20 protein-coding genes and 1 pseudogene are annotated in these 22,120 nt (G+C 73.5%); 13 read left to right on the top strand and 8 right to left on the bottom strand.

From position 1 onward, the window contains the following. Window positions 1-40 precede the first annotated feature (40 nt). The 3 genes from OHS82_RS05475 (at window position 41) to OHS82_RS05465 (ending at window position 3,659) form a co-directional block, all read left to right on the top strand. Entirely contained in the window at window positions 41-436 is a 396-nt protein-coding gene (locus OHS82_RS05475) for a YybH family protein (RefSeq protein WP_057581833.1), read from the top strand. Between the two features lie 131 nt (window positions 437-567). Further along, window positions 568-1,320, top strand: coding sequence for an HAD family hydrolase (locus OHS82_RS05470; protein WP_328433397.1), 753 nt, complete (start codon window positions 568-570; stop codon window positions 1,318-1,320). Beyond that, a complete protein-coding gene (locus tag OHS82_RS05465) occupies window positions 1,317-3,659 on the top strand; it encodes a glycoside hydrolase family 65 protein (protein WP_057581835.1) in 2,343 nt (780 codons plus the stop codon). Before OHS82_RS05470 ends, OHS82_RS05465 begins: the two co-directional genes overlap by 4 nt. Window positions 3,660-3,672: 13 nt before the next feature. Here OHS82_RS05465 and OHS82_RS05460 read toward each other — a convergent pair whose 3' ends face one another. Together OHS82_RS05460 and OHS82_RS05455 are read right to left on the bottom strand one after the other, a co-directional pair. Then, window positions 3,673-4,632, bottom strand: coding sequence for a hypothetical protein (locus OHS82_RS05460; protein WP_057581836.1), 960 nt, complete (start codon window positions 4,630-4,632; stop codon window positions 3,673-3,675). Window positions 4,633-4,643: 11 nt separating this feature from the next. Then, on the bottom strand, window positions 4,644-6,116 hold the full coding sequence (locus tag OHS82_RS05455; RefSeq protein WP_057581837.1) for an APC family permease: 1,473 nt from the start codon (window positions 6,114-6,116) through the stop codon (window positions 4,644-4,646). 353 nt (window positions 6,117-6,469) lie between these two features. On the opposite strand from OHS82_RS05455, the gene OHS82_RS05450 reads away from it, so the two are divergent. Beyond that, window positions 6,470-6,931, top strand: a complete 462-nt coding sequence (locus OHS82_RS05450) for a DUF5709 domain-containing protein (protein WP_057581838.1) — start codon at window positions 6,470-6,472, stop codon at window positions 6,929-6,931. 26 nt (window positions 6,932-6,957) lie between these two features. Here OHS82_RS05450 and sthA read toward each other — a convergent pair whose 3' ends face one another. Together sthA and OHS82_RS05440 are read right to left on the bottom strand one after the other, a co-directional pair. Continuing rightward, a complete protein-coding gene (sthA, locus tag OHS82_RS05445) occupies window positions 6,958-8,361 on the bottom strand; it encodes a Si-specific NAD(P)(+) transhydrogenase (protein WP_057581839.1) in 1,404 nt (467 codons plus the stop codon). A 101-nt stretch (window positions 8,362-8,462) separates the two neighbouring features. Next, window positions 8,463-8,669 (bottom strand): hypothetical protein, encoded by a 207-nt coding sequence (locus OHS82_RS05440; protein ID WP_057581840.1) that lies wholly within the window; start codon window positions 8,667-8,669, stop codon window positions 8,463-8,465. A 177-nt stretch (window positions 8,670-8,846) separates the two neighbouring features. On the opposite strand from OHS82_RS05440, the pseudogene OHS82_RS43425 reads away from it, so the two are divergent. Together OHS82_RS43425 and OHS82_RS43420 are read left to right on the top strand one after the other, a co-directional pair. After that, window positions 8,847-9,974 (top strand): annotated as a pseudogene (locus OHS82_RS43425) (MMPL family transporter); the annotation flags it as partial. 141 nt (window positions 9,975-10,115) lie between these two features. Beyond that, a complete protein-coding gene (locus tag OHS82_RS43420; RefSeq protein ID WP_370444172.1) occupies window positions 10,116-11,093 on the top strand; it encodes an MMPL family transporter in 978 nt (325 codons plus the stop codon). Here the strand turns inward: OHS82_RS43420 and OHS82_RS05430 are convergent. Beyond that, the gene (locus OHS82_RS05430) at window positions 11,050-12,141 is read right to left on the bottom strand and encodes a PP2C family protein-serine/threonine phosphatase (RefSeq protein ID WP_328433396.1); all 1,092 of its coding nucleotides are present in this window, start codon (window positions 12,139-12,141) and stop codon (window positions 11,050-11,052) included. The two genes, OHS82_RS43420 and OHS82_RS05430, sit on opposite strands and share 44 nt — an antisense overlap. A gap of 165 nt (window positions 12,142-12,306) precedes the next feature. Here OHS82_RS05430 and OHS82_RS05425 point away from each other — a divergent pair, with 165 nt between their 5' ends. After that, window positions 12,307-12,642, top strand: coding sequence for a hypothetical protein (locus tag OHS82_RS05425; protein ID WP_057581843.1), 336 nt, complete (start codon window positions 12,307-12,309; stop codon window positions 12,640-12,642). 1 nt (window position 12,643) lies between these two features. Here the strand turns inward: OHS82_RS05425 and OHS82_RS05420 are convergent, their stop codons facing one another. From OHS82_RS05420 to OHS82_RS05410, 3 genes are all read right to left on the bottom strand, one after another. After that, window positions 12,644-13,534: a Gfo/Idh/MocA family protein gene (locus tag OHS82_RS05420; protein WP_328433395.1), complete on the bottom strand. Its 891-nt coding sequence runs from the start codon at window positions 13,532-13,534 to the stop codon at window positions 12,644-12,646. 117 nt (window positions 13,535-13,651) lie between these two features. After that, a complete protein-coding gene (locus tag OHS82_RS05415) occupies window positions 13,652-13,882 on the bottom strand; it encodes a hypothetical protein (protein ID WP_328433394.1) in 231 nt (76 codons plus the stop codon). 70 nt (window positions 13,883-13,952) lie between these two features. Beyond that, window positions 13,953-15,311: a diaminopimelate decarboxylase gene (locus OHS82_RS05410; protein ID WP_057581846.1), complete on the bottom strand. Its 1,359-nt coding sequence runs from the start codon at window positions 15,309-15,311 to the stop codon at window positions 13,953-13,955. Between the two features lie 291 nt (window positions 15,312-15,602). Between OHS82_RS05410 and OHS82_RS05405 the strand changes: the two genes are divergently transcribed. The 6 genes from OHS82_RS05405 (at window position 15,603) to OHS82_RS05380 (ending at window position 22,015) form a co-directional block, all read left to right on the top strand. Further along, on the top strand, window positions 15,603-16,970 hold the full coding sequence (locus OHS82_RS05405) for a PucR family transcriptional regulator (RefSeq protein ID WP_328433393.1): 1,368 nt from the start codon (window positions 15,603-15,605) through the stop codon (window positions 16,968-16,970). Between the two features lie 169 nt (window positions 16,971-17,139). Then, a complete protein-coding gene (locus OHS82_RS05400) occupies window positions 17,140-17,922 on the top strand; it encodes an ABC transporter ATP-binding protein (RefSeq protein ID WP_328433392.1) in 783 nt (260 codons plus the stop codon). Beyond that, entirely contained in the window at window positions 17,919-18,743 is an 825-nt protein-coding gene (locus OHS82_RS05395; RefSeq protein WP_328433391.1) for an ABC transporter ATP-binding protein, read from the top strand. The genes OHS82_RS05400 and OHS82_RS05395 overlap by 4 nt, the downstream gene beginning before the upstream one ends. Further along, window positions 18,740-19,636 carry a branched-chain amino acid ABC transporter permease gene (locus OHS82_RS05390; protein ID WP_057581849.1) on the top strand — a complete coding sequence of 299 codons (897 nt, stop codon included), beginning with the start codon at window positions 18,740-18,742 and terminating at the stop codon, window positions 19,634-19,636. Before OHS82_RS05395 ends, OHS82_RS05390 begins: the two co-directional genes overlap by 4 nt. Then, entirely contained in the window at window positions 19,629-20,741 is a 1,113-nt protein-coding gene (locus OHS82_RS05385) for a branched-chain amino acid ABC transporter permease (protein ID WP_057581850.1), read from the top strand. Before OHS82_RS05390 ends, OHS82_RS05385 begins: the two co-directional genes overlap by 8 nt. Beyond that, window positions 20,738-22,015 (top strand): ABC transporter substrate-binding protein, encoded by a 1,278-nt coding sequence (locus OHS82_RS05380; protein ID WP_328433390.1) that lies wholly within the window; start codon window positions 20,738-20,740, stop codon window positions 22,013-22,015. Before OHS82_RS05385 ends, OHS82_RS05380 begins: the two co-directional genes overlap by 4 nt. The last annotated feature ends 105 nt before the right edge of the window (window positions 22,016-22,120 follow it).

The following is a 22,120-nucleotide window of genomic DNA, read 5'->3' as shown; positions in this document are numbered from 1 at the left end:
AGTCTCCTGGCAGGAGACCCGCAAGGAGAGGAGGACGCCCGTGTCCGACGACGAGACGCAGATCCGCACCCTGATCACCCGCTGGGCCGACGCCGTCCACCGTGGAGACCTCGACACGGTCGTCGACCACCACGCGGAGGACCTGGTGATGTACGACGTGCCCGCGCCCCACGAGGGAATCCGGGGCCTCGCCGCCTACCGGGCCGCCTGGCCGCCGTTCTTCGTCTGGCAGGCCCAGGGCGCCCGCTTCGACATCGACACCCTCGACGTCACCGCCGGGCACGACGTCGCCTACGCCCACGCCCTGCTGCGCTGCGGCACGCCCGAGGAGCTCGCGGACTGCCCCGGCCTGCGGCTGCGGCTCACCTTCGGCCTGCGCAAGGAGCGCGGCCGCTGGCTGATCGCGCACGAGCACCACTCCTTCCCCCACGACTGACCGATGAGGGCCCCGGACGCACGCCGGGGGCCACGACCGCGGCCGACGACGGCGGCCGGGCGGCGGTCCCGGACGCACATGTGGTGCGCGCCACACCGTTGGGAGAGGCGTTGCGGGGGAACCGGGCTTGTATGACGACGACGCTCGGTCTTCCCGACGACATCCAGGCCTGCCTCTTCGACCTCGACGGGGTCGTCACCCGGACGGCGGTGGTGCACGCGGCCGCCTGGAAGGAGACCTTCGACGCGTTCCTGCACGCGCGCGACGGCGCGGGCTACCGGCCGTTCGACTCCGCCGGCGACTACGACGAGTACGTGGACGGCCGGCCCCGCGCCGACGGCGTCCGCACCTTCCTCGCCTCCCGGGGCATCGAACTGCCCGAGGGAGACCCCGCCGACCCGCCCGACGCGCAGACCGTCCAGGGGCTCGGCAACCGCAAGAACGAGCTGCTCCTCGAGCGGATCCGCACCGACGGCGTCGAGCCGTACGACGGCACCCTGCGCTACGTCGAGGCGGCACGCGCGCGGGGTCTGCGCACGGCGATCGTCTCCTCCAGCGCCAACACCCGCGACGTGCTGCGCTCCATCCACGCCGAGCACCTCTTCGACGTCCGCGTCGACGGCGTCGTGGCGGCCGAACGGGGCCTGCCCGGCAAGCCGCGCCCCGACACCTTCCTGGCCGCCGCCCGCGACCTGGGCGTCGAGCCCGCCCGCGCGGCCGTCTTCGAGGACGCGCTGGCCGGCATGGACGCGGGCCGCGCGGGGAACTTCGGGCACGTCGTCGGCGTTGACCGGGTCGGACAGACGGATGCGCTGTACGCGCACGGCGCCGACGTCGTCGTCAAGGATCTGGACGACCTCATCGGGCAGGGAGGGGACGCGTGATCACCGACCGGTCCTACACCGTCGAGCCGTGGTGCGTGCGCGAGACGCAACTCAACCTGGACGTCCTGGCCCAGAGCGAGTCCGTGTTCGCGCTCTCCAACGGGCACGTCGGCTGGCGCGGCAACCTCGACGAGGGCGAGCCGCACGGCCTGCCCGGCTCCTACCTCAACGGCGTGCACGAGCTGCACCCCCTGCCCTACGCCGAGGCGGGCTACGGCTACCCCGAGTCCGGGCAGACGGTCATCAACGTCACCAACGGCAAGATCCTGCGGCTGCTGGTCGACGACGAGCCCTTCGACCTGCGCTACGGCCGGCTCGTCGCGCACGAGCGGGTGCTCGACCTGCGGCGCGGCGTGCTGGAGCGCACCTGCGAATGGACCTCGCCGGCCGGCTCCACGGTCCGGGTGCGCTCGACCCGGCTGGTGTCGCTCGCCCAGCGGGCCGTCGCCGCCGTCGCCTACGAGGTGGAGGCCGTCGGCAGCCGCTCCCGGGTGGTGATCCAGTCCGAGCTGGTCGCGAACGAGAGCCTGCCCGACCCCGACGGAGACCCGCGCGCGGCCCGCGCCCTGAAGTCGCCGCTGGAACCCGAGGAGGACGTCGCGACGGGCCGCCGGCTGCGCCTGGTCCACCGCACGAAGCGCAGCGGGCTGCGCGTCGCCGTGGCCGCCGACCACGAGGTGAGCGGCCCCGAACGGACCACCCTCAGCAGCGAGAGCAACGTCGACGTGGCCCGGCTCACCGTCACCTCCGTGCTGGAGCCCGGCCAGCGGCTGCGGGTGGAGAAGCTCGTCGCCCACGGCTGGTCCGGCGTCCGCTCCCGGCCCGCGATGAGCGATCAGGTGGAGGCCGCCCTCGCCGCCGCCGGGCACAGCGGCTGGGCGGGCCTCCTCGACGAACAGCGCGCCTACCTGGACGACTTCTGGACCCGCGCCGACGTCGAGGTGGACGGCGACGAGGAGATCCAGCAGGCCGTCCGCTTCGCCCTCTTCCACGTCCTGCAGGCCGGCGCCCGCGCCGAGCAGCGCGCCATCCCGGCCAAGGGGCTGACCGGCTCCGGCTACGACGGCCACGCCTTCTGGGACACCGAGACGTTCGTGCTGCCCCTGCTCACCTACACGGCGCCCGTGGCGGTCGCCGAGGCCCTGCGCTGGCGGCAGAACACGCTCCCCGCGGCCCGGGAGCGCGCGGCCCAGCTCGGGCTGCGCGGCGCCGCGTTCCCCTGGCGGACCATCGAGGGGTCCGAGGGCTCGGCCTACTGGCCGGCCGGGACGGCGGCCTTCCACGTCAACGCCGACATCGCCGACGCCGTGGTGCGGTACGTGGCGGCCACGGGCGACCACGACTTCGAACGGACCACGGGCGTCGAGCTGCTCATCGAGACGGCCCGGCTGTGGCGTGCGCTCGGCCACCACGACGCGCACGGCCACTTCCACATCGACGGGGTCACCGGCCCCGACGAGTACAGCGCGGTGGCCGACGACAACGTGTACACCAACCTCATGGCCAGGGCGAACCTCCTCGCCGCCGCCGACGCCGTCGAACGCCATCCGCAGGAGGCCGCCCGGCTGGGCGTCGACGACGAGGAGAGCGCGGCCTGGCGGGACGCCGCCGAGGCGATGTCCGTGCCCTACAACCACGATCTCGGCGTCCACGAACAGCACGCCGGCTTCACCCGCTACCAGCACTGGGACTTCGACGGCACCCGCCCCGACCAGTACCCCCTGCTCCTGCACTTCCCCTACTTCGACCTCTACCGCAAGCAGGTGGTCAAACAGGCCGACCTGGTCCTGGCGATGTACACCTGCGACAGTCACTTCGACGACGAGCAGCTCGCCCGCAACTTCGCCTACTACGAGCCGCTGACCGTCCGCGACTCCTCGCTCTCCGCCTGCTGCCAGGCGGTCATCGCAGCCCAGGCCGGACATCTGCGGCTGGCCTACGAGTACACGGCCGAGGCCGCGCTGATGGACCTGGCCGACCTCGAGCACAACACGCGGGACGGACTGCACATCGCGTCCCTGGCCGGCACCTGGACGGCCCTGGTCGCCGGGTTCGGGGGACTGCGCAGGGACGCGGACACCCTGCGGTTCGCGCCCCGGCTGCCGGAGCGGTTCAGCCGCCTCGCCTTCAGCGTGCAGGTGCTCGGCCGCTGCCTGCGGGTGGAGATCGGCCCGGAGAAGACCGCGTACACCCTGCTGTCCGGGGAGCCGCTGACGATCCGCCATCACGGGGAGCCCGTGCACGTCAACGGGGACGGCCCCGTCGTGCGCCCGGCGCCGCCGGTCCCGGCGCGTCCGGCGCCCCGCCAGCCGACGCACCGGGGCCCCAACTTTCGCTGACCCCGCACCACGCTCAGTCGCGCACTCCGTGGTCCCTGCGGTATTTGACGATCTGCTGGACGGGGTCGCCGGTGCAGGACCACGGGGTGCGCGTCGCCCGGCGGCCGAGTCGGGCCAGGAGCGGGGCGGCCACGTCGGTGACCCGCGCCGCGCACGCCGCGTGGGCCAGGTGGTTGACGTCGCGCAGCTCACCCGGGGCGACGGCGCCCTCCTGGCGGCCGGCGAACCAGCGGTCCCACGTGCGGCGGACGTCGCCGACCGCGCCGTCGTTGTTCCAGTGCTGGGCAAGGGCCACCGAGGTGGCACGTCCGTGCGCGGTGTCGACGGCGTGGCGGAACTCCTCCACCCGCGCGTACTGCACCAGTACCGGCAGCGGGCAGCCCGGCGGAGCCACCCCCGCCGCGTCCCGGGCGAAGTCGTACATCAGCCCGTGCGAGCCGTGCCAGCGGGCGGAGTAGTAGTGCAGGACCTGGAGGTGCCCCTCCATGCTGTAGGGGTCGCGCCGGTGCAACTCGTCCCACCAGCGGGCCAGTTCCTGCCGTCGTACCCCGGCGGGGTAGAGGCGGGCGACCGAGATCAGCGAGGTCCACGGCGTCGGGTCGTCCAGATAGGCCTCGGTCGCGGCCAGACACGCCAGGACCGCGCCGTCGACCCGGGTCTGGTCGATCGGCGCGCCCCGGCCCGCGGAGACGGCCAGGTTGAACGCCCGGGCCGTCTCCGTGGCCGCCCGAAGCACCAGCGCGTCGGCGCTGTGCGGCTCGGCGGCCAGCCAGGTCTCCACCGTGGAACTGCTCGCGCAGGCCTGCGCGAGCATCCGCATCCGGTGGCCGCGGGCGAGCCAGTCGGGCCCGGTCGACCGCAGCAGCTCCCGCAGACCCTGCCAGCGGCCGATGACGATGTCGTGTTTGACGGAGGAGAGGGGGGCGTCCCCGCAGTCGGGATCGAAATCGGGAGCGAAGCGGTCCCGCGCCATCACGTTCCTTCTCAGAAGTCGGTGGAGAGGCCCTCGTGGACGACCGGTTGCCCGTCCGGCCGCCCCTCGGGCACGTAGTCGGTCTCGACGGTCCGTGCGGCGTCCAGCCGGGCGGGCCGGTAGTACTCACTGCCCTGCCGCCAGTACCAGAGCATCGGCACGAGCCCCACGGCGAGACCCCCGATGCCGATGGCGATCGCGGTGGGCGCCAGTTCGCCGAGCGACTCCGCGAACACCCAGAACATGAACACGGAACCGAACATCGGCCACAGTCCGCCGAGGACGAAGTCCGACGGCGACCTCAGCAGGGTCTTGCGGTACGCGACGACGGCCGCCAGACCCGCGAGGCCGTAGTAGACGGCGATCTGCAGGCCGATGGCCGAGATCGCGTCGGCGAGGATGTCGCCCACCGAGCCCAGCGCGTTGGAGGCGACGAACAGCACCAGCGCCACCCCGCCCACCACCACGATCGCGACCCAGGGCGTGTTCCAGGTGCGGTGCACCCGGCCCAGCGCGGACGGCATCGTACGGTCGCGGCCCATCGCGAACAGCGAGCGCGTCACCTGGATCAGGGTCGTCTCCAACGTGGCGACCGTGGACAGCATCACGGCCACGATCAGCAGTTTGCCGCCCCAGCCCGGCCACACCTGTTCCCCCAGCGCGGCCAGCACGTTCGCGCCGTTGTCGTCGATCTGCTGGGAGCTGAGGACGATGTTCACCGCGACGGTGAAGACCTCGAAGAGGAGGAAGACGACGCCCACGCCGATCAGTCCCGCCAGACCGGTCGTGCGGCGGCTGTTGCGGGTCTCCTCGCTGAGGTTGCTGGTGACGTCCCAGCCCCAGTAGTAGAACGCGGCGACCAACGCGCCCGCGGCGAAGCCGGAGACGCCGTCGAAGTGGCCGAAGCCGAACCAGGACCAGTCGAACGGCAGGGAGTTGTCCGTGTGGAACAGGCAGAGCAGCGCGAACAGCGCCAGGATCGTCAGCTCGACCCCCGACATGATCAGCTGTGCGCGGACGGTGAGCCGGGCCCCGCCCAGCACCACCGCCAACATCACCAGGAACCAGGCGGCGCCGACCACGGTGGACAGCGCGGTGTTCGCGGCGAGGTCCTCGTCGAACAGGGCGAGCGTCATCGACCCGGCCGGCAGCGACCCCGCCACCATGAAGATGGTCGCCGAGATCACCAGCGCCCAGCCGCTGATGAAGCCGAGGAAGGGGTGGAGCGTGCGGCCCACCCAGGAGTAACTGGCGCCCGCGTTGACGTCGATCCGGCTGAGGCGGCTGAACGCCAGCGCGATGCCCAGCATGGGTATCGCGCAGTACAGCAGGGCCGCCGGGCCGGCCAGACCCACGGCGCCCGCCAGGACCGCCGTAGTGGCGGCGATGGAGTAGGCGGGGGCACTGCCCGCGACCGCCATCACCACCGTGTCGAAGGTGCTCAGCACATTCGCCTGAAGCCCTCTTCCGGTGCTGTTGCTCATGGTTGGCGCTGCTTTCGTCGTGCACGCCGGAGGGGGAAGGGCCCGGCGGTGAATGGGGGGTGGGTGGGACGTGGAGTTGCGTGGAGCGCCGCCGCGCGCGAGAGGGATGGCCTCGGGAACGTCGGCGGACAGGGGCGCGCAAGGACACTGTTCGAGCACTGCGTCGGCGGACGGTTACACCGAGTGTGCGAGTGACTATAGCCCCAACTATTGAGGTTTCAAGATTGACGGATGGGTAATCTTCCCGGCCGACCGTGCAGGTGGCATGTGTCGCACGTGCGTCGCGATTGGAGCGGGCCGCACGGGAAACGCGGACGGGGAGAACAGCAGTCCGGCCGACGAGGAGGCACCCCATGGGCACGGAGTCCGAAGCGATGGGCGACGACGTCTACCAGCCCACCGGATCCGACGAGGAGCAGGAGGACAGGGCTCCGCTCGACCTTCAGGACGCCGTCGACGAACGCACCTACGACGACGTCCTGGACGAGGGTTACTCCCCGCCGGAGAAACCGCTCGGCGTCACCAAGTACGGCACCACCGCGGCCGAGCAGCACGACGGCGAGAGTCTCGACCAGCGCCTCGCCCAGGAGGTCCCGGACGTGTCCGCGCCGGCCGGGGACGGCGTCGGCGACCTGCCAGGCGGCGAGGGCGAGCCGGTCGACCCCGAGGCCGGCGACCGGCGCGCGGGCCGCCTCGTCGCCCCCGACGAGGGCGCCCACCCCGACGCCGTCAAGGAGGAGATCGCCGAGGACGTGGGCATCGACGGCGGTGCGGCGGCCGCCGAGGAGGCCGCCGTCCACATCGTCGAGGAGTAGACCGGCCCGCGGGGGCGCGGGCCCGGTCAGTCGTCCATCCGCTCCAACTGCCGCAGCCGGTTGGTGGCGTCGAGGGCGGCTACCTTGTACGACTCCGCCAGCGTCGGGTAGTTGAACACCGCGTCGACCAGGTAGTCGACGGTCCCGCCGCAGCCCATCACCGTCTGCCCGATGTGGATCAGCTCGGTGGCTCCGGTGCCGAAGCAGTGCACACCGAGCAGCGTGCGGTCCTCGGGGGAGACCAGCAGCTTGAGGACGCCGTGCGCGTCGCCGATGATCTGCCCGCGGGCGAGTTCGCGGTAGCGGGCGACGCCCACCTCGAACGGCACGCGCTCTTCGGTCAGCTGGTCCTCCGTCCGCCCGACGAAGCTGATCTCCGGAATCGTGTAGATGCCGATCGGCTGCAGGTGGTGCATCCGCCCGACGGGCTCGCCGCAGGCGTGGTACGCGGCCGCCCGGCCCTGCTCCATCGCCGTGGCGGCGAGGGCCGGGAAACCGATGACGTCGCCGACGGCGTAGATGTGCCCGACCGGTGTGCGGTAGTGCTCGTCGACCTCTATCCGCCCGCGCCGGTCCGCCGTCAACCCGGCCTTCTCCAGGTCGAGTCCGTCGGTGAGGCCCTGCCGGCCCGCCGAGTACATGACCGCGTCGGCCGGTATCTTCTTGCCGCTCTCGAGGACGGTCAGCGTGCCCCGTTGGTGTCTTTCCACGGCGGCCACGGTCTCGCCGAACCGGAAGGCCACCGCGAGGTCCCGAAGGTGGTACTTGAGCGACTCGACGACCTCGACGTCGCACATGTCGAGCATCCCCGCCCGCTTCTCCACCACCGTCACCTTGCTGCCGAGCGCGGCGAACATGCTGGCGTACTCCATGCCGATCACGCCGGCGCCGACGATGACCATCGACTGCGGCACCCGCTCGATCGTCAGGACGTTGTCGGAGTCGAGGATGGTCCGGCCGTCGAACTCGACGCTGTCCGGGCGGGCCGGCCGGGTGCCGGTGGCGATCACGATGTGCTCGGCGCCGATCAGCCGCTCCTGGCCGGTGGCCTCCCGCAGGGCGATCGTGTGGTCGTCCACGAAGCGGCCGGTGCCGGCGAAGAGGGCGACGTGGTTGCGGGACAACTGGCTGCGGATGACGTCGATCTCACGCCCCACCACGTGCTGGGTGCGGGCGGTCAGATCGGCGACGGTGATGTTCTCCTTCAGCCGGTAGCTCTGACCGTACAGATCGCGCTGGGTGAGGCCGGTGAGATAGAGCACCGCCTCGCGCAGTGTCTTGGAGGGAATGGTGCCGGTGTGGAGGGAGACGCCGCCGACCATGTCGGGGCGATCGATGACGGCGACCCGGCGGCCCAGTTTGGCCGCGGCGATGGCGGCCTTCTGACCGCCGGGACCTGATCCGAGGACGAGCATGTCGAAGTCGGGCACCCTCCGCAGTCTGGCAGTGCGGGGGCGCCCAGGGAAAGGGCGGCGGAAGATCTGCGGCGGTGGATGCGCCGGTGGATACGGTTGTGGAGGCGGCGGAGGTTCTAGGGGAGCACCTTCTCGATCGCGCCGGGACCCTCCTCGTCGAGCTTGCGCCGGGCCCACGCGAGGTTGCGCGGGGTGAGGTCGCGGCCGGTGGCGAGGACCATGTCCTCCGGCGAGACCTCGGTCCCGGTGCGGGTGTGGAGCAGGCTGTCCGGGGTGGTGCGGTCCGGCGAGGGCCGGGCGGCGCCGGGCTGTGACGTCGGCATGGTGTCTGCTCCTCGCGTCCGAAGGAATGTACTAACACCATTCATCCTGCGGCCGCGCCCCGCAATCCCGATCACCGCCGCCGAGATGCCGCGGTGATCGCGCGGAGGTCTAATGGGCTGTGTCGGGGCGACCCAACCACTGTGCGGTGACGCCGCACGGCATGGAAGGCCCAGCTCATGGAACCCACCGCTGCCGGGAAACCCCAACGGGGGGCACTGCGCAGGCTCGGCGCCTGGTGCGCCCGTCACTACCTCGTCGTGATCATCGCCTGGCTGGTGGCCCTGGTCACCCTGCAGGTGATCGACCGAGCCGTCGGCGGCACCTTCGAGGACGACTTCGCGCTCTCGGACACCCAGTCCCAGAAGGGCCTCGACGTCCTCGAGGAGCACGACCCGCAGGCCGGCGGGTACAGCGCCCAGATCGTCATGCACGACGACAAGCAGGCCCTGAGCGCGCTGAGCTCGCAGATGTCCACCACGGTCGGCGACCTGCAGAAGCTGCCCCATGTCCTGTCGGCGCAGAACCCCCTCTCGCAGAGCCCCACCAAGGTCGGCCCGGTGTCCAGCGACGGGAAGACGGGCTACATCACCATCCGCTTCGACCAGCAGCCCAACACCCTCGGCGACGCCTACCTGAACGGCGTTGACAAGGCCGTGCAGCCGCTGCGGGCAGCAGGAGCCGACGTCGAGTACGGCGGCTCGCTCGGTGAACTGGCCCGTCCCAAGGCCAACGACTTCATCAGCGAGGGGATCGGCTTCGCGGTGGCCGTCGTGGTCCTGCTCATCGGCTTCGGCAGCGTCCTCGCGGCCGGACTGCCCCTGGTCACCGCGCTCATCGGGGTGGTGGGCGGACTCGCCGTCCTCGGTCTGCTGGCCGCCGCGTTCACCTTCGCGACCGTCTCCCCGACCCTCGCGACCATGATCGGCCTCGGCGTCGGCATCGACTACGCGCTGTTCCTGATCACCCGGCACCGGCAGAGCCTGATCGACGGCGCCGATCCCGCCGAGGCCGCCGGCCATGCCACCGCCACCAGCGGCCGCGCCGTCCTGGTCTCCGGCACCACCGTGATCATCGCGCTGGCCGGCCTGTACGCGTCCGGGGTGTCCTTCATCGGCAAACTCGGCGTCGCCGCCGCCGTCACCGTCGTCTCCGCCGTGATCGGAGCGCTCACTCTCGTGCCCGCGATGCTCGGGCTCATCGGCCGTGGCATCGACCGCTGGCATGTGCGCAGACCCGTCGCCGAGACCGACGCGGCGCCCGGCGCCACCCCGCACGGCACCTGGCACCGGTACGCCAAACGGGTCGAGCGCAGGCCCTGGCAGTACCTCGGGGGAGGGGTCGCCGTCATCGCGATCCTCGCCATCCCCGTCTTCTCCATCCAGCTCGGCCACATCGGCGACGGCGCCGATCCGACCTCCTTCACCGACCGGCGCGCCTACGACCTGATGACCGACGCCTTCGGGCCCGGCTCCAACGGCCCCCTCACGATCGTCATCGACCAGACGTCCGTCCCCTCCGACAAACGCTCCGACCTGCAGTCCCAGGCGCAGAAGACCTTGAACGCCGTACCGGACGCGGCCACCGTCACCCCGTTGACCGCCACCCAGGACGGCGACGTCCTGATCGGCACCGTCTACTCGACCCAGGCGCCGCAGGACGCCGTCACCACCGGCCTGACGAACCGGCTCAAGGACACGACCCTGCCCGACGCGGTCTCCGACTACGACGCCAAGGGCTATGTCACCGGCACCACGGCCGCCCAGGTCGACTTCCGTGACATCGTCGCCAGCCGGCTCCCGCTGATCATCTGCGTGGTCGTCGGTCTCGCCTTCCTGATCATCCTCGCCGTGTTCCGGGGCCTGCTCGTCGCGGTCAAGGCCGCCGTCCTGAACGTCCTGTCCATCACGGCCTCCTACGGAGTCGTCGTCGCCGTCTTCCAGTGGGGCTGGGGCGGACCCGCGCTGGGCGTCAACGGGGACGTGCCCATCGAGAGCTATGTGCCGATGATGATGTTCGCGATCATCTTCGGCCTCAGCATGGACTACGAGATCTTCCTGCTGTCCCGGGTGCACGAGGCCTGGCTGCGCACCGGGAACGCGAAGGACTCCGTCGCGCACGCCCTGGAGATCACCGCCCGGGTCATCACCTGCGCGGCCCTGATCATGGTGAGCGTGTTCGCGGCGTTCATCATCAGCGACAACATCGTCGTCAAGATGCTGGGCCTCGGACTCGCCGTCAGCGTGCTGATCGACGCGACCGTCGTGCGGCTGCTCATGGTGCCCGCCGTGATGACCCTGCTGGGGTCGCACGCCTGGTGGACGCCGCGGTGGCTGGACCGGATCCTGCCGCACATCGACGCCGAGGGCGACGCGGAGACCCTCAGCGGGCCGCCCCGGGCGTCGGGGCGAGGACCAGCATCGTGACGTCGTCGCGAACGTCGGGGCAGTGGCGCGACACGTCCGTCCAGACCCGGCCGGCCGTCGTCGCCGGGTCGGCGCCGGCCGCCAGCGCGGGCAACCGGTCCAGGAGCGGGTAGAAGACCCCGGCGGCGTTCCTCGCCTCCGAGACGCCGTCGGAGGCGAGGAAGAGCCGGTCGCCGGGGTGCAGCGGCACGACGCAGGCGCTGACCGGGGCGCCCCCCGGCAGGCCCAGCCCCAGCGGCGTCCACGGCACGACGTCCACCTCGGTGACCGTCCCGCCGCGCAGCAGCAGGGGCGCCGGATGCCCGCAGGCGACGACGCGCACGGCGTCCGCGTCCGGGGTGAACTCCACCAGCACGGCCGTCGCGAACAGTTCGGCGTGCGCGACCCGCGCCGAGTCCACCACCAGCCTGCGGTCCAGCCGGGCCGCCACCGACTCCAGGTCCGGCTGGTCGAGCACCGCCTCCCGGAACGCCCCGAGGAGCGAGGACACCGTCGCCACCGCCGCCAGGCCGTGCCCCTGCACGTCTCCCAGCACCGCCCGCACCCCGTGAGCGCTCTCGCGCACGTCGAAGAAGTCCCCGCCCACCAGCGTCCCGCGCTGCGCCGCCCGGTAGAGACCGGCGCACCGCACCGGCCCGACCCGCTCGGGCACCGGCGGCGCCACGGCGCGCTGCGCGGCCTCCGCGATGGTGCGTTCGGTGTCCAGCTGGACGTCCCGCCGGCGGCGCACGAACGCCACGAACACGCTCAGCGCCGCGACGGAGAACACCGTCAGCACATCGGTCTGCCCCGGCCGGTCGAGCTGGAACGCGGGCACATCGAGCATGACGATCACGGCCGCGCCGAGCGCCGCGGTCACCGCGGGGCCGTAGGACAGCACCGCCAGCGGCGGGATCGCGCCCAGCAGGAAGCCGATGTCCAGCGGGCTGGGACTGACCAGGGTGGCGACGCAGACGCCCGCCGCCAGCAGCAGCGGCAGCGCCCGCACCCAGCGCGGCGGCGGTGCGCCCCGCAGCCAGCCCCGCCGGTCCCCGTCCTGTGCTCCCACATCCCCACGCTCCCCCTCGGTCCCGCCCGCCGCACGCCGAGAAACCCGCTGGACGCGGTCGTGCGCGAGCGGGTCGATCTCCGGGTTCGGGTGAGGGGCGGCTGTCGTTCCCCGGTGGCAGGGTGTCTCCGGCGGTTCGAGCGGACACGTGGGACGGAGGGTGCGGTGGGGTTCGAGGGCGAGGTCTGGCACGTGCGTGACGCGCACGGCGGAGAGGACGTCGGCGAGATCGTCGTCGCAGGGGCCGACTTCCCCTGGTTGTCGGGGCGCTTCGCGCCGGGACCGGGGTACGCCGCCGTCGCTGCTCTGTTCGCCCGTGAGCTGGCTCTGGCGGAGCAGGACCGGGACGAGCTGCTGGAGGAGTGGGAAGAGGTGTACGACGAGATCCGGCGGCGGGTGTCGCTGGTCTCGCCGCGCGGTCCCGTTCCGGAGTTCCTGCTGCACGTCGGCGGCGGCGAAGCGTGGTTCCGCTGGAGCGACGAACCGTTCGACGGGACGTGAGTCAGCGTGCCGTGTCCGCCAGCAGGGTCTCGGCGTCCGCGAGGATCTCGGTGACGCGCAGGCCGAAGGCGGCGTCGCAGGGATGAGGGCGGCCGTCGCGGGCCGCGCCGAGCAGGGCCTCCGCGGCCCGGGCGAAGGCGCGGCCGGCGTCCGCGTCGCCCTGGGGGAGCCGTCTCACCCCCGCCGTCCCGCGGAGCTCGACGCCCGCGCCGGCCGCCGCGGGCGGCGCCGTCAGGCTCAGCGTCAGGGTGCTGGAGGCGCCGTCCGCGTGGGCCAGGACCACATGGACGGTGTCGCCCGGACCGTGGGCCGCGGCCGACACCCGGCGGACGTCTCCCAGGACCGGCAGCAGCACCGACAGCGCGTGCGGGCCCACGTCCCACAGGGCGCCCTTCTCGCCGCGCCAGGGCGTGCCGAACGGGCTGTCGCTCGCCGCGTGGAGGACGTCCCCGAGCCATTCGGCGTGACCGGTGAACCAGCCTCCGCCGCCCGCCTGCTCGGCGATCCAGGCGTCGGCCTCCGGCACGAACCGGCTGGTGAAGAAGACCACCGAGGCGACCCCCGCCCGGTCGGCCGCCCGCACCACGGCCCGCGCTCCCGCCACCGTCGTGGCGACGGGCTTGTCCAGCAGCAGATGACAGCCGGCCCCGGCGGCCCGCACGGCGACTTGCGCCTGGACGTCGGGCGGCAGGGCGACGGCCACCGCGTCCACGTCCGCGAGCAGGGCGTCGACGTCGTCGTAGGGCCGGGTGCCGTGCCGGCCGGCCAGTTCCTTCGCGGCCTCGGGGCGCCGGCCCCAGACGCCGACGAGGTCGAGTTCGTCGTGGGCGGCGAGGACGGGGGCGTGCACCATCCGCGCCCAGGGGCCGGTGCCGAGCAGACCGATGCGCATACCGCTGACTCTCCCTGGAAGGAAACGGCCGGTGACACGGACGACTTGCGTCGCGTATGCCGACGTGAGCGTCGCACACCGCCGCCCCTGGGTCACCCCCCGGCCCGCCCTGCGAGATCAGGCGGCCCGGGTCTGCGACGGCCGGTCGCGCTCGGCCGCGGGGGCGGCGGGCGCCGGGGCCTCGGGCGGGGTGCCGGACGCGCCGCCGCGGATCAGGCGCAGCCGGCGTCGGGGCGAGGCGTGACGCCGGTGGGCGGGAGCCGGGGTGAGCAGGCGGGTCTCGACCCGGTCCATCACCGCCAGCAGGACGGACAGCAGCGGCAGAAGCAGTACGGCGACCCAGAGCACGGTTCTCTCCTCGGCAGGCGACAACGGGGCGAGTGCTCCGATTCGGGCCGCTGATGCCTGCCGGACGCCGTCAGGGGCGAAACGGCGCGTCGTCGAACCCGGTGAGCAGGGCGTCGGCCTGCGCCAGGCCGCTCTCCGCGGAGATCTCCCGCACCGACTGCGCGGGACGGATCACGGCGAACGCGACACGGCCCTCGTCGAGCAGCGCGCCGTACACCGCGGGCCGCGGCAGGCTGTTGTACGCCCAGTGCGCCGAGAAGTAGTAGCCCCCGGTGTCGTGGAGCACCACCAGGTCCCCCTCGGCGAGCGCGGGCAGCGGCCGGTCGTACGCCACCACGTCCCCCGCGAAGCACAGCGGCCCGGCGACGTCCTGCCGCACGAGCGGCGTCCGCTTGGGCAGGCCGTCCGGGCCGAACGCGGAGATCCGCAGCGGCCAGGCGTCCGGCATGAGGACGGTCCGGGTGGCGACCTGCCCGCCCGCGTGGGTGAGCGCGACCCGGCGCCCGCCGGCGTCCTTGACGTACTCGACGACGGCGGCGGTGAACCCGTTCTTGGCGATCAGGGACCGGCCGAACTCGGTGACCACCTGGTAGCGGCCGTCCAGCAGCGCCGGCTCCGCGGCGGTGAGCGCGGCGACGTAGTCGGCGTAGGTGGGCGTGACCGTGTCGTCGGCGAAGTTCACCGGCAGGCCGCCGCCGAGGTCGAGACTGCTCACCTGGCGGCGGCCGACACGGTCGTCGATGTCCTCGGCGAGCCGGTGCGTGTCGGCGAGACCTTCCGCGATCAACGGCAGCGGGCAGCCTTGCGAGCCCACGTGCGCGTGCAGCCGGGTCAGCCACGGCCGCCGCGCGAACGCCTCGACGACCCGGGCGCGGGCCCCGGGGTCGCGCAGCGCCACACCGAACTTCGAGGTCGCGGTCGCCGTGCTCATCGCGCCGATGGACCCGCCGCCGACCTGCGGATTGACCCGCAGTCCGAGCACGGACGAGCAGTCGGCGGGGCGCAGGGCGTCGATCCGGTCCAGCTCGTCGAGGTTGTCCGCGTTGAGCGCCACGCCCAGGGAGAGGGCCTCGCGGATCTCCCCGCGGGTCTTGGCGGGCGAGTCCAGCACGATGCGCGCCGGCGCGAACCCCGCGTCCAGCGCGAGCCGCAGCTCGCCGGGACTGGCCACCTCGCAGCCCATGCCGGCGTCGGCGAGCAGGCGCAGCACCGGGACCAGCGGACAGGCCTTGGCGGCGAAGGTGTGCAGCACGTCGGGCGTGCGGGCGAACGCCTCGTGCAGGGCGGCGACGCTGCTCCGCACGCCCCGCACGTCGACGAAACCGGCGACCGGCCGGCCCTCGCCGATCAGTCCGTCCGCGACGGCCCGGCGGACGGTGAGCGCGACGGGGGTGACGTCGCTCTGCTGGTTCTCGGTGGGCCTCGGCACGTCTGCGGTCTCCTTGGGGCGGGCGGGCGGGCGGGCATGCGAGCGGGTTCGGGCGGGGCGAGGCGGGACGGGCCGGGGTGCGGGCCGGGGTCGTCCTCACTGCTACCACCTGTCGAGGGTCTTCCCGGCGCCGGGCGTGGCCGCGCGCCGAACCGGCCCGGAGGGTCACCGGGACGGCCGAGCGGGCCGAAAAGAAGACTGCACACCCCTAGGGACCGACCGGACGGTATGCCATCCTTCGGGGCAGGACGAGTCGGACGGCGGGGCAGCGGCCCCCGGGGGAGGACCGCGATGCATCACGCCCTACGGTCACGGACCGTGTTCCGTCCCGCCGCGGACGCCCCGGCGGCCCCCGTGCACCGGCCGCGACCGCAGCCCGTCCGGTCCCTGATCGACGCCGACGCCCTGCGGGTGCTGCACCGGGCCGCCCGGGTGCTGCTGGAGGACCTGGCCGGCCTCACCGACCGGCTGGTCGCCGTGCTGCAGGAGCAGGAGCCCGCCTACCGCGCGGCCGTGACGTGCGACCCCACCGCGACCTGGCAGGAGGTGCACCGGTCGCTGCGGCACAGCGTGTCCTCGCTGCTGGACCCGCGCGGCAGCCGGGACGCGGCCCGCCGGTGCTCCTGGCGGATCGGCGCCACCCGTGCGGAGCAGGGCCTGCCGCTGGACGCCCTGCTGCACGCGTTCCGGCTGGGCGGATCCCTGGTGTGGCAGGGCCTCATCGACGAGACCGCCCGGACCGCTCCCGAGGACGTGCGGTTGCTCGTGCACGTCGCGTCCGACGTGTGGAACTTCGTCGACGAGCACTGCACCCTCGTCGCGGACGCCTACCGGCAGGTCGAACGGCAGCTCGCCTGGCGGCGCGAGAACCGGCTGCGGGTGCTGGCCGGGGCGCTGCTGGACGGCGCCAGCCGCATCGCCGACCTGCCGGAGACCGCGCAGGCCCTGGACCTCCCCGAGGAGGGCCGGTACGTCGTGGTGGCGGTGACGGCAGGCTGCCCCACCGACGGGGCCGGCGCGCGCGCCGCCCTCGCGCGGGGCGCCCGCGTGTACTGGCACACCGGCGTCGAGGTGGACTACGGCATCGTCCTGCTGGGCGAGGACGCCGACGCCGGGACGGTCGGCCGCCCCGGCCAGGAGCGTCCGCCGACCGCCGGACCCGGACACGGGACCGTCCCCGGACCTGGACCTGGACCCGGGACCGGATCGTCCGGTGCCGGACCGGCCGTGGGCAGCGCGCGGACGGGCGTCAGCACGGCCGTGACGGGACTGGCCGCCGTCGGGGACGCCCGCCGGCTCGCGGACGTCGCGCTGGGCCTGTGCCCCCGGACCGGCGGCGCGATCCGGCTGACCGAACACCTCCCGGCCGCGCTCGTGGTCTCCGCACCCGACCTGGGCGCGGCGCTGGTCGAACGGGCGCTCGGCCCGCTGGGCAACCTGGAGCCCGCCGACGAGGCCGTCCTGCTCGACACCCTCGCCGCCTGGCTGGCCTGCGACGGCTCCGCCCAACGGGCGGGGGAGCGGCTGTACTGCCACCGCAACACCGTCCTCAACCGCCTGCGCCGCTACGAGCAGTTGACGGGCCGGTCGCTGGCCCGGCCGGCCGATCTGATGGAGGTCAGCCTCGCCCTGACCGCGAGGGGTCTGTACCCCCGCTGACCCGGCGCGCACCGCACGCGCCTGGGCAGCCGCACAAGCCGCCCCGCCCTCCGTTGGTCGCGCGCAGCGACCCCGCCGCCGCGCCTGTACCGCCCCCGTCCCGCCGTGCTGTCGTGAGCTCCCCTTCCCCCGAACGCCGTGCCCACGGGCACGGTCCCGAGGAGCCGCGATGCCCCAGGCACCCCCGCAGGAGCGGCCCGCCCTGCACGTCGAACGTCTCGACGTGACGTACGGGCGGGCCCTGTCGGCCCTGCGCTCCGTGTCCCTCACCGTCCCGCACGGCGCGGTGGTGGCCCTGTTGGGCGCCAACGGCGCCGGAAAGTCCACGCTGCTGCGGGCCGTCTCGGGCACCCTCCGGCTGCACCGCGGCGCCGTCACGGCCGGTCTGATCCGCTACGGGAGCACCGTCCTTGACGGCCGTGACCCCGTCGCGGCCGTACGGGCCGGCGTCGTCCAGGTCCCGGAGGGCCGCCGGGTCTTCGCCGGACTGACCGTGGACGAGAACCTGCGCACCGGGGGCCTCGGCCCCGGCCGGCGCGCGCCCGGACAGCTCCGCGCGGCACGGGAGCGGGTGCACACCCTCTTCCCCGTGCTCGCCGAACGCGGGCGGCAGGCGGCCGGACTGCTGTCCGGCGGCGAGCAGCAGATGCTGGCCATCGGCCGGGCGCTGATGGCCGCGCCCCGGCTGCTGCTGCTCGACGAGCCCTCCCTCGGCCTCGCCCCGCGCATGGTGCACCGGATCGCCGAGGTGATCCGGGAGATCAACGCCCAGGGCACGGCCGTCCTGCTGGTCGAGCAGAACGCGGGCATGGCCCTCTCCCTCGCCGGCCATGCCCATGTCCTCGAGGTCGGCGAAGTCCGGCTGTCCGGGCCCGCCGACGAGCTCGCGCGCACGGACGCGGTGCGCCGCCTCTACCTGGGTGACCCGGCCGACGACCAGGGGGCCGCGTGAACGCCCGCACCGCCCGCGGTGTCGCGACCGACCGGCCCCCGGCGCCGCCTCCCGCCCTGCACGTCGAGGACGTCACCGTGCGCTTCGCGGGCCTGACCGCCCTCGGCACCGTCTCCCTGACCGTCGCGCCGGGCTCCGTGCACGCCCTCATCGGGCCCAACGGCGCCGGGAAGTCGACCTGCTTCAACGTCCTGTCGGGCCTGTACCGCCCGGAGTCCGGACGGGTCCGGCTCGGGGACACCGAACTGACCGGACTCGCCCCGCACCGGATCGCCGCACTCGGCGTCGCCCGCACCTTCCAGAACATCGTCACCACCGAGGGCACCGTCGCCGACAACCTGATGCTCGGCCGGCACGCCCTGTCGCGGGCCGGTTTCGCCGCGAGCGCCCTGCGCCTGCCCCGGGCCGTGCGCGAACAGCGGGCGCACCGCGAACGGGCCCGGGAGATCGCCGAACTCACCGGCCTCGCCGCCCACTTCGACACCCCCGTCGCCCTGCTGTCCTACGGCGACCGCAAACGCGTGGAGTTCGCCCGCGCCCTGTGCCTGGAGCCGCGCGTGCTGCTCCTCGACGAGCCGGTGGCCGGCATGAACGGCGCCGAACGCGCCCGCACGGCCGAGGCGATCGCCGCCGTCCGCGCGCAACTCGGCCTGTCCGTACTGCTCGTGGAGCACGACATGGGTCTGGTGATGCGTCTCGCCGACGAGGTCACGGTCCTCGACTTCGGCCGGACGCTCGCCCACGGCTCCCCCGACGAGGTGCGCGCACACCCCGAGGTGCTGCGCGCCTACCTCGGCGTCCCCGGAGAGGACACCGTATGACCGCCTTCCTCGACAGCGTCCTCGCAGGTCTCGCCCTCGGCGCGGTCTACGCCCTGGTCGCGCTCGGCTTCGTCGTCATCTTCAAGGCGTCGGGCGTGCTCAACTTCGCCCACGGGTCCCTGCTGCTGTTCGGCGGCTACCTGACCGCCGTCCTCCACGACGACCTGGGATTCGCCGGCGCGCTCGCGGTGTCCGTCCTTGCGACCGCGGCGCTCGCCGGCGCACTGGACCGGCTGCTGCTGCAACGCGGCGACCCCGACCCCGGGGCCGCCCATGTCCAGACCATCGTCACCATCGGGGTCGACATCGTGCTGCTGACCGACCTGTCCCGGCGCATCGGCGGCGATCTGCTCACCCTGGGCGACCCCTGGGGCGACTCGGTGACCCGGCTCGGCTCCGTGACCGTCGCCGACAGCCGGATCGCCGCGATCGTCGTCTCCGCGCTGGCCATCGGCGGCGTCTTCGCCCTGTTCCGGTTCACGCCCTGGGGTCTCGCCCTGCGGGCCGCCGCCGAGGACACGGAGGCCGCGGCCCTGATGGGGGTGCGGCTGAGCCGGGTGCGCATGCTCGCCTGGTGCCTGGCGGGCGCCCTCGCCGCCCTGGCGGCCGTGTTCCTCGCCGCGTTCCCCGCTCCCGGACTGGAGCGGACCACCGGCCAGATCGCCCTCAACGCCTTCCCGGCGGCGATCCTCGGCGGACTCGCCTCGCCGCCCGGCGCCCTCGCGGGCAGCCTGCTCATCGGCCTGACCGAAGCCCTGGCCGCGGGCTACCAGTCCGAACTGCACGTGCTGGGCGAGGGGTTCGGCGACGTCGCCCCCTACGCCGTGATGGTCGCCGTCCTGCTGGTGCGTCCCACCGGGCTGTTCGGCGCGAAGGGAGCGGCACGTGTCTGAGCGCATCCCCAAGGGCGCGGGCGCGCTCCTGGCGGCTCTCCTGCTGTGCGCCCCGCCCTTCTACCTCGACGCCTTCTGGCTGCGCATCGGCCTGTTCTCCATGGCCGCCGCCGTCGGCGCCGTCGGCCTCGGCCTGCTCACCGGAGCCGCAGGCCAGCTCTCCCTGGGGCACGCCTTCTTCCTCGCCGTGGGCGCCTACGGTTACACCTGGCTGGCGGGCGAACCCGGCCCCGGGTTGCCGACCGCGCTCGCCGCGCTCCTCGCGGTGCTGCTGGCCGGGGTGGCCGGCGGGCTCTTCAGCCCCGTCGCCGGTCGGGTGCGCGGCATCTACCTGGGCGTCGCCACGCTCGCCCTGGTCTTCCTGGGCCACCACGTGCTGCTCACCGCCGACTCCGTCACCGGCGGCTTCAACGGCCGCTCGGTGCCCCCGCTGACCGTCGGCGGGTTCTCCTTCGCCGGCGACGGGTCCTCGCTCGTCGTCCTCGGCGTGCCGTTCGGCGGCGAGGAACGCCTCTGGTACCTCGGGCTCGTGCTGCTGGCGGGCACCTGGTGGACGGCGCGCGGCCTGCTGCGCGGCCGCCCGGGACGCGCCCTGACCGCGTTGCGCGACAGCGAGACCGCAGCCGCGGTGATGGGCGTCGACGTCGCCCGCTACCGCTCGGCCGCCTTCGTCGTGTCGTCGATGTACGCGGGCCTGGCCGGGGTCCTCCTCGCGCTGGCCTTCCGCCGGGTGGTCCCGGACTACTTCGGCCTGGCCCTCTCGGTCGACTACCTGGCGATGATCGTCATCGGCGGGCTGGGGTCCGTCGCCGGCGCCGCCGCGGGCGCGGTGTTCGTCACCGCGCTGCCCCTGCTGATGACCCGTTACGCCGACCAGCTGCCGCTGGTGACCGCCCCCGGCGCCGGCGACGGCGGGGTCGGACCCACCGAGGCGGCGCGCTACCTCTACGGCGCGGCCATCGTCCTCGTCCTGCTGTACACCCCCGACGGACTGCGCGGCTTCACCCGCCGCCTCCGCGTCCGTCTGCGACCCGGCGCCCCGTCCCCGGCGGCCGTGAACCGTCCACCCGCCTCCGCAGTCCGAGCCAAGGAGCCCACCCCGTGAACCGCACGCAGCACAGACACCGCGCCCACGTCCCCCTCATCGCCGCCGCGCTCGCGGCCCTGCTCGTCACGGCCACCGGCTGCAGCTCCAAGGCCCAGGGCGGCGGCGGTTCCGAAGGCGCCGACGGCGTCAAGGAGGGCCCGGGAGTGACCGACAAGACCCTCCGGCTCGGCGCCCTCACCGACCTGACCGGCCCCTACGCGACCCTCGGCAAGTCCATCGTGCAGGCCCAGCAGATGTGGGCCGACGAGACCAACGCGGCCGGCGGCGTCTGCGGCCGCAAGGTCGAGATCGTGGTGAAGGACCACGGCTACGACGTGCAGAAGGCGGTCACCGCCTACGCCGACCTGGCCCCCGACGTCGTCGCCCTGCCGCAGGTCATCGGATCGCCCGTGGTCGCCGCCCTCCTCGACGACATCGAGCGCGACCACCTGCTGACCTTCCCGCAGGCGTGGGCAGCCTCCCTGCTCGGCAAGGACTCCGTCCAGGTCATCGGCACCACCTACGACGTCGACATGATCGCCGCCGTCGACTTCCTCACCCGGACGAAGGGGCTGGCCAAGGGCGACGCCGTCGGCCATGTCTACTTCGAGGGCGACTACGGCGCCAACGCCCTGGAAGGGTCCACCTGGGCTGCCGGGCGGGCCGGGCTCACGATCGTGCCGCAGAAGATCAAGGCGACCGACACCGACCTGTCGGCCCAGGTGTCGGCGCTGCGCAAAGCGGGTGTGAAGGCCGTCCTGATCAGCGCGGGTCCGGCGCAGACGGCCTCGCTGGTCGGGGTCGCCGCCTCACGCGGGCTGCGGGTGCCCGTCGTCAGCAGCGCGCCCGGCTTCGCGCCCCAGCTGATGAAGACCCCCGCGGCGCCGGCACTGCTGGCCATGCTGAACGTGGTGAGCGCGGCGCCCGCGGTGAGCTCGGACCTGCCCGGCGTGCGACAGATGGCGGCCGCCTACGGCAAGAAGTACCCGGACTCCCCGGTGGACGCCGGCACGCTGTCCGGCTACAACGCCGCGCAACTGCTCGGCGCCGACCTCAAGAAGGCCTGCGCGGCCGGCAGCCTGGCCCGGGAGGACGTGGTGAAGGCCCACCGCTCGCAGAAGAACGCCGACACCGGCCTCGGCTCGCCGCAGGACTTCTCCGACGTCAAGAAGCCCGCCGCCCTGTCCACCTATGTGCTCAAGCCGGACGCGAAGGCGCTCGGCGGCGTGGTGGGCGTCGAGGACGCGCACCAGGCGCCGGGCGTCACGGAGTACCTGGCCGGCCGTTCCTGACCGGCCCCGGGCGATTCAGCGGCCCGGCTGCTGAATGCGTTCGGTTATCTCCATTGGACCCGCGGCCGACGGCGGGGCCAGGGTGGAGAGGTCCGGTGCGTCGCG

This window comes from Streptomyces sp. NBC_00425 (assembly GCF_036030735.1).
GTDB lineage: Bacteria > Actinomycetota > Actinomycetes > Streptomycetales > Streptomycetaceae > Streptomyces.
The sequence above is the reverse complement of the archived record's forward strand: the minus strand, read 5'-3'. Positions and strand labels throughout refer to the sequence as shown.

Excerpts from the sequence above, each read along its gene's own strand:
- OHS82_RS05470 (WP_328433397.1), top strand. The coding sequence starts at position 568 with ATGACGACGACGCTCGGTCTTCCCGACGACATCCAGGCCTGCCTCTTC.
- OHS82_RS05460 (WP_057581836.1), bottom strand. The coding sequence starts at position 4,632 with ATGGCGCGGGACCGCTTCGCTCCCGATTTCGATCCCGACTGCGGGGAC.
- OHS82_RS05455 (WP_057581837.1), bottom strand. The coding sequence starts at position 6,116 with ATGAGCAACAGCACCGGAAGAGGGCTTCAGGCGAATGTGCTGAGCACC.
- OHS82_RS05450 (WP_057581838.1), top strand. The coding sequence starts at position 6,470 with ATGGGCACGGAGTCCGAAGCGATGGGCGACGACGTCTACCAGCCCACC.
- OHS82_RS05440 (WP_057581840.1), bottom strand. The coding sequence starts at position 8,669 with ATGCCGACGTCACAGCCCGGCGCCGCCCGGCCCTCGCCGGACCGCACC.
- OHS82_RS43420 (WP_370444172.1), top strand. The coding sequence starts at position 10,116 with ATGACCGACGCCTTCGGGCCCGGCTCCAACGGCCCCCTCACGATCGTC.
- OHS82_RS05420 (WP_328433395.1), bottom strand. The coding sequence starts at position 13,534 with ATGCGCATCGGTCTGCTCGGCACCGGCCCCTGGGCGCGGATGGTGCAC.
- OHS82_RS05405 (WP_328433393.1), top strand. The coding sequence starts at position 15,603 with ATGCATCACGCCCTACGGTCACGGACCGTGTTCCGTCCCGCCGCGGAC.
- OHS82_RS05400 (WP_328433392.1), top strand. The coding sequence starts at position 17,140 with ATGCCCCAGGCACCCCCGCAGGAGCGGCCCGCCCTGCACGTCGAACGT.
- OHS82_RS05390 (WP_057581849.1), top strand. The coding sequence starts at position 18,740 with ATGACCGCCTTCCTCGACAGCGTCCTCGCAGGTCTCGCCCTCGGCGCG.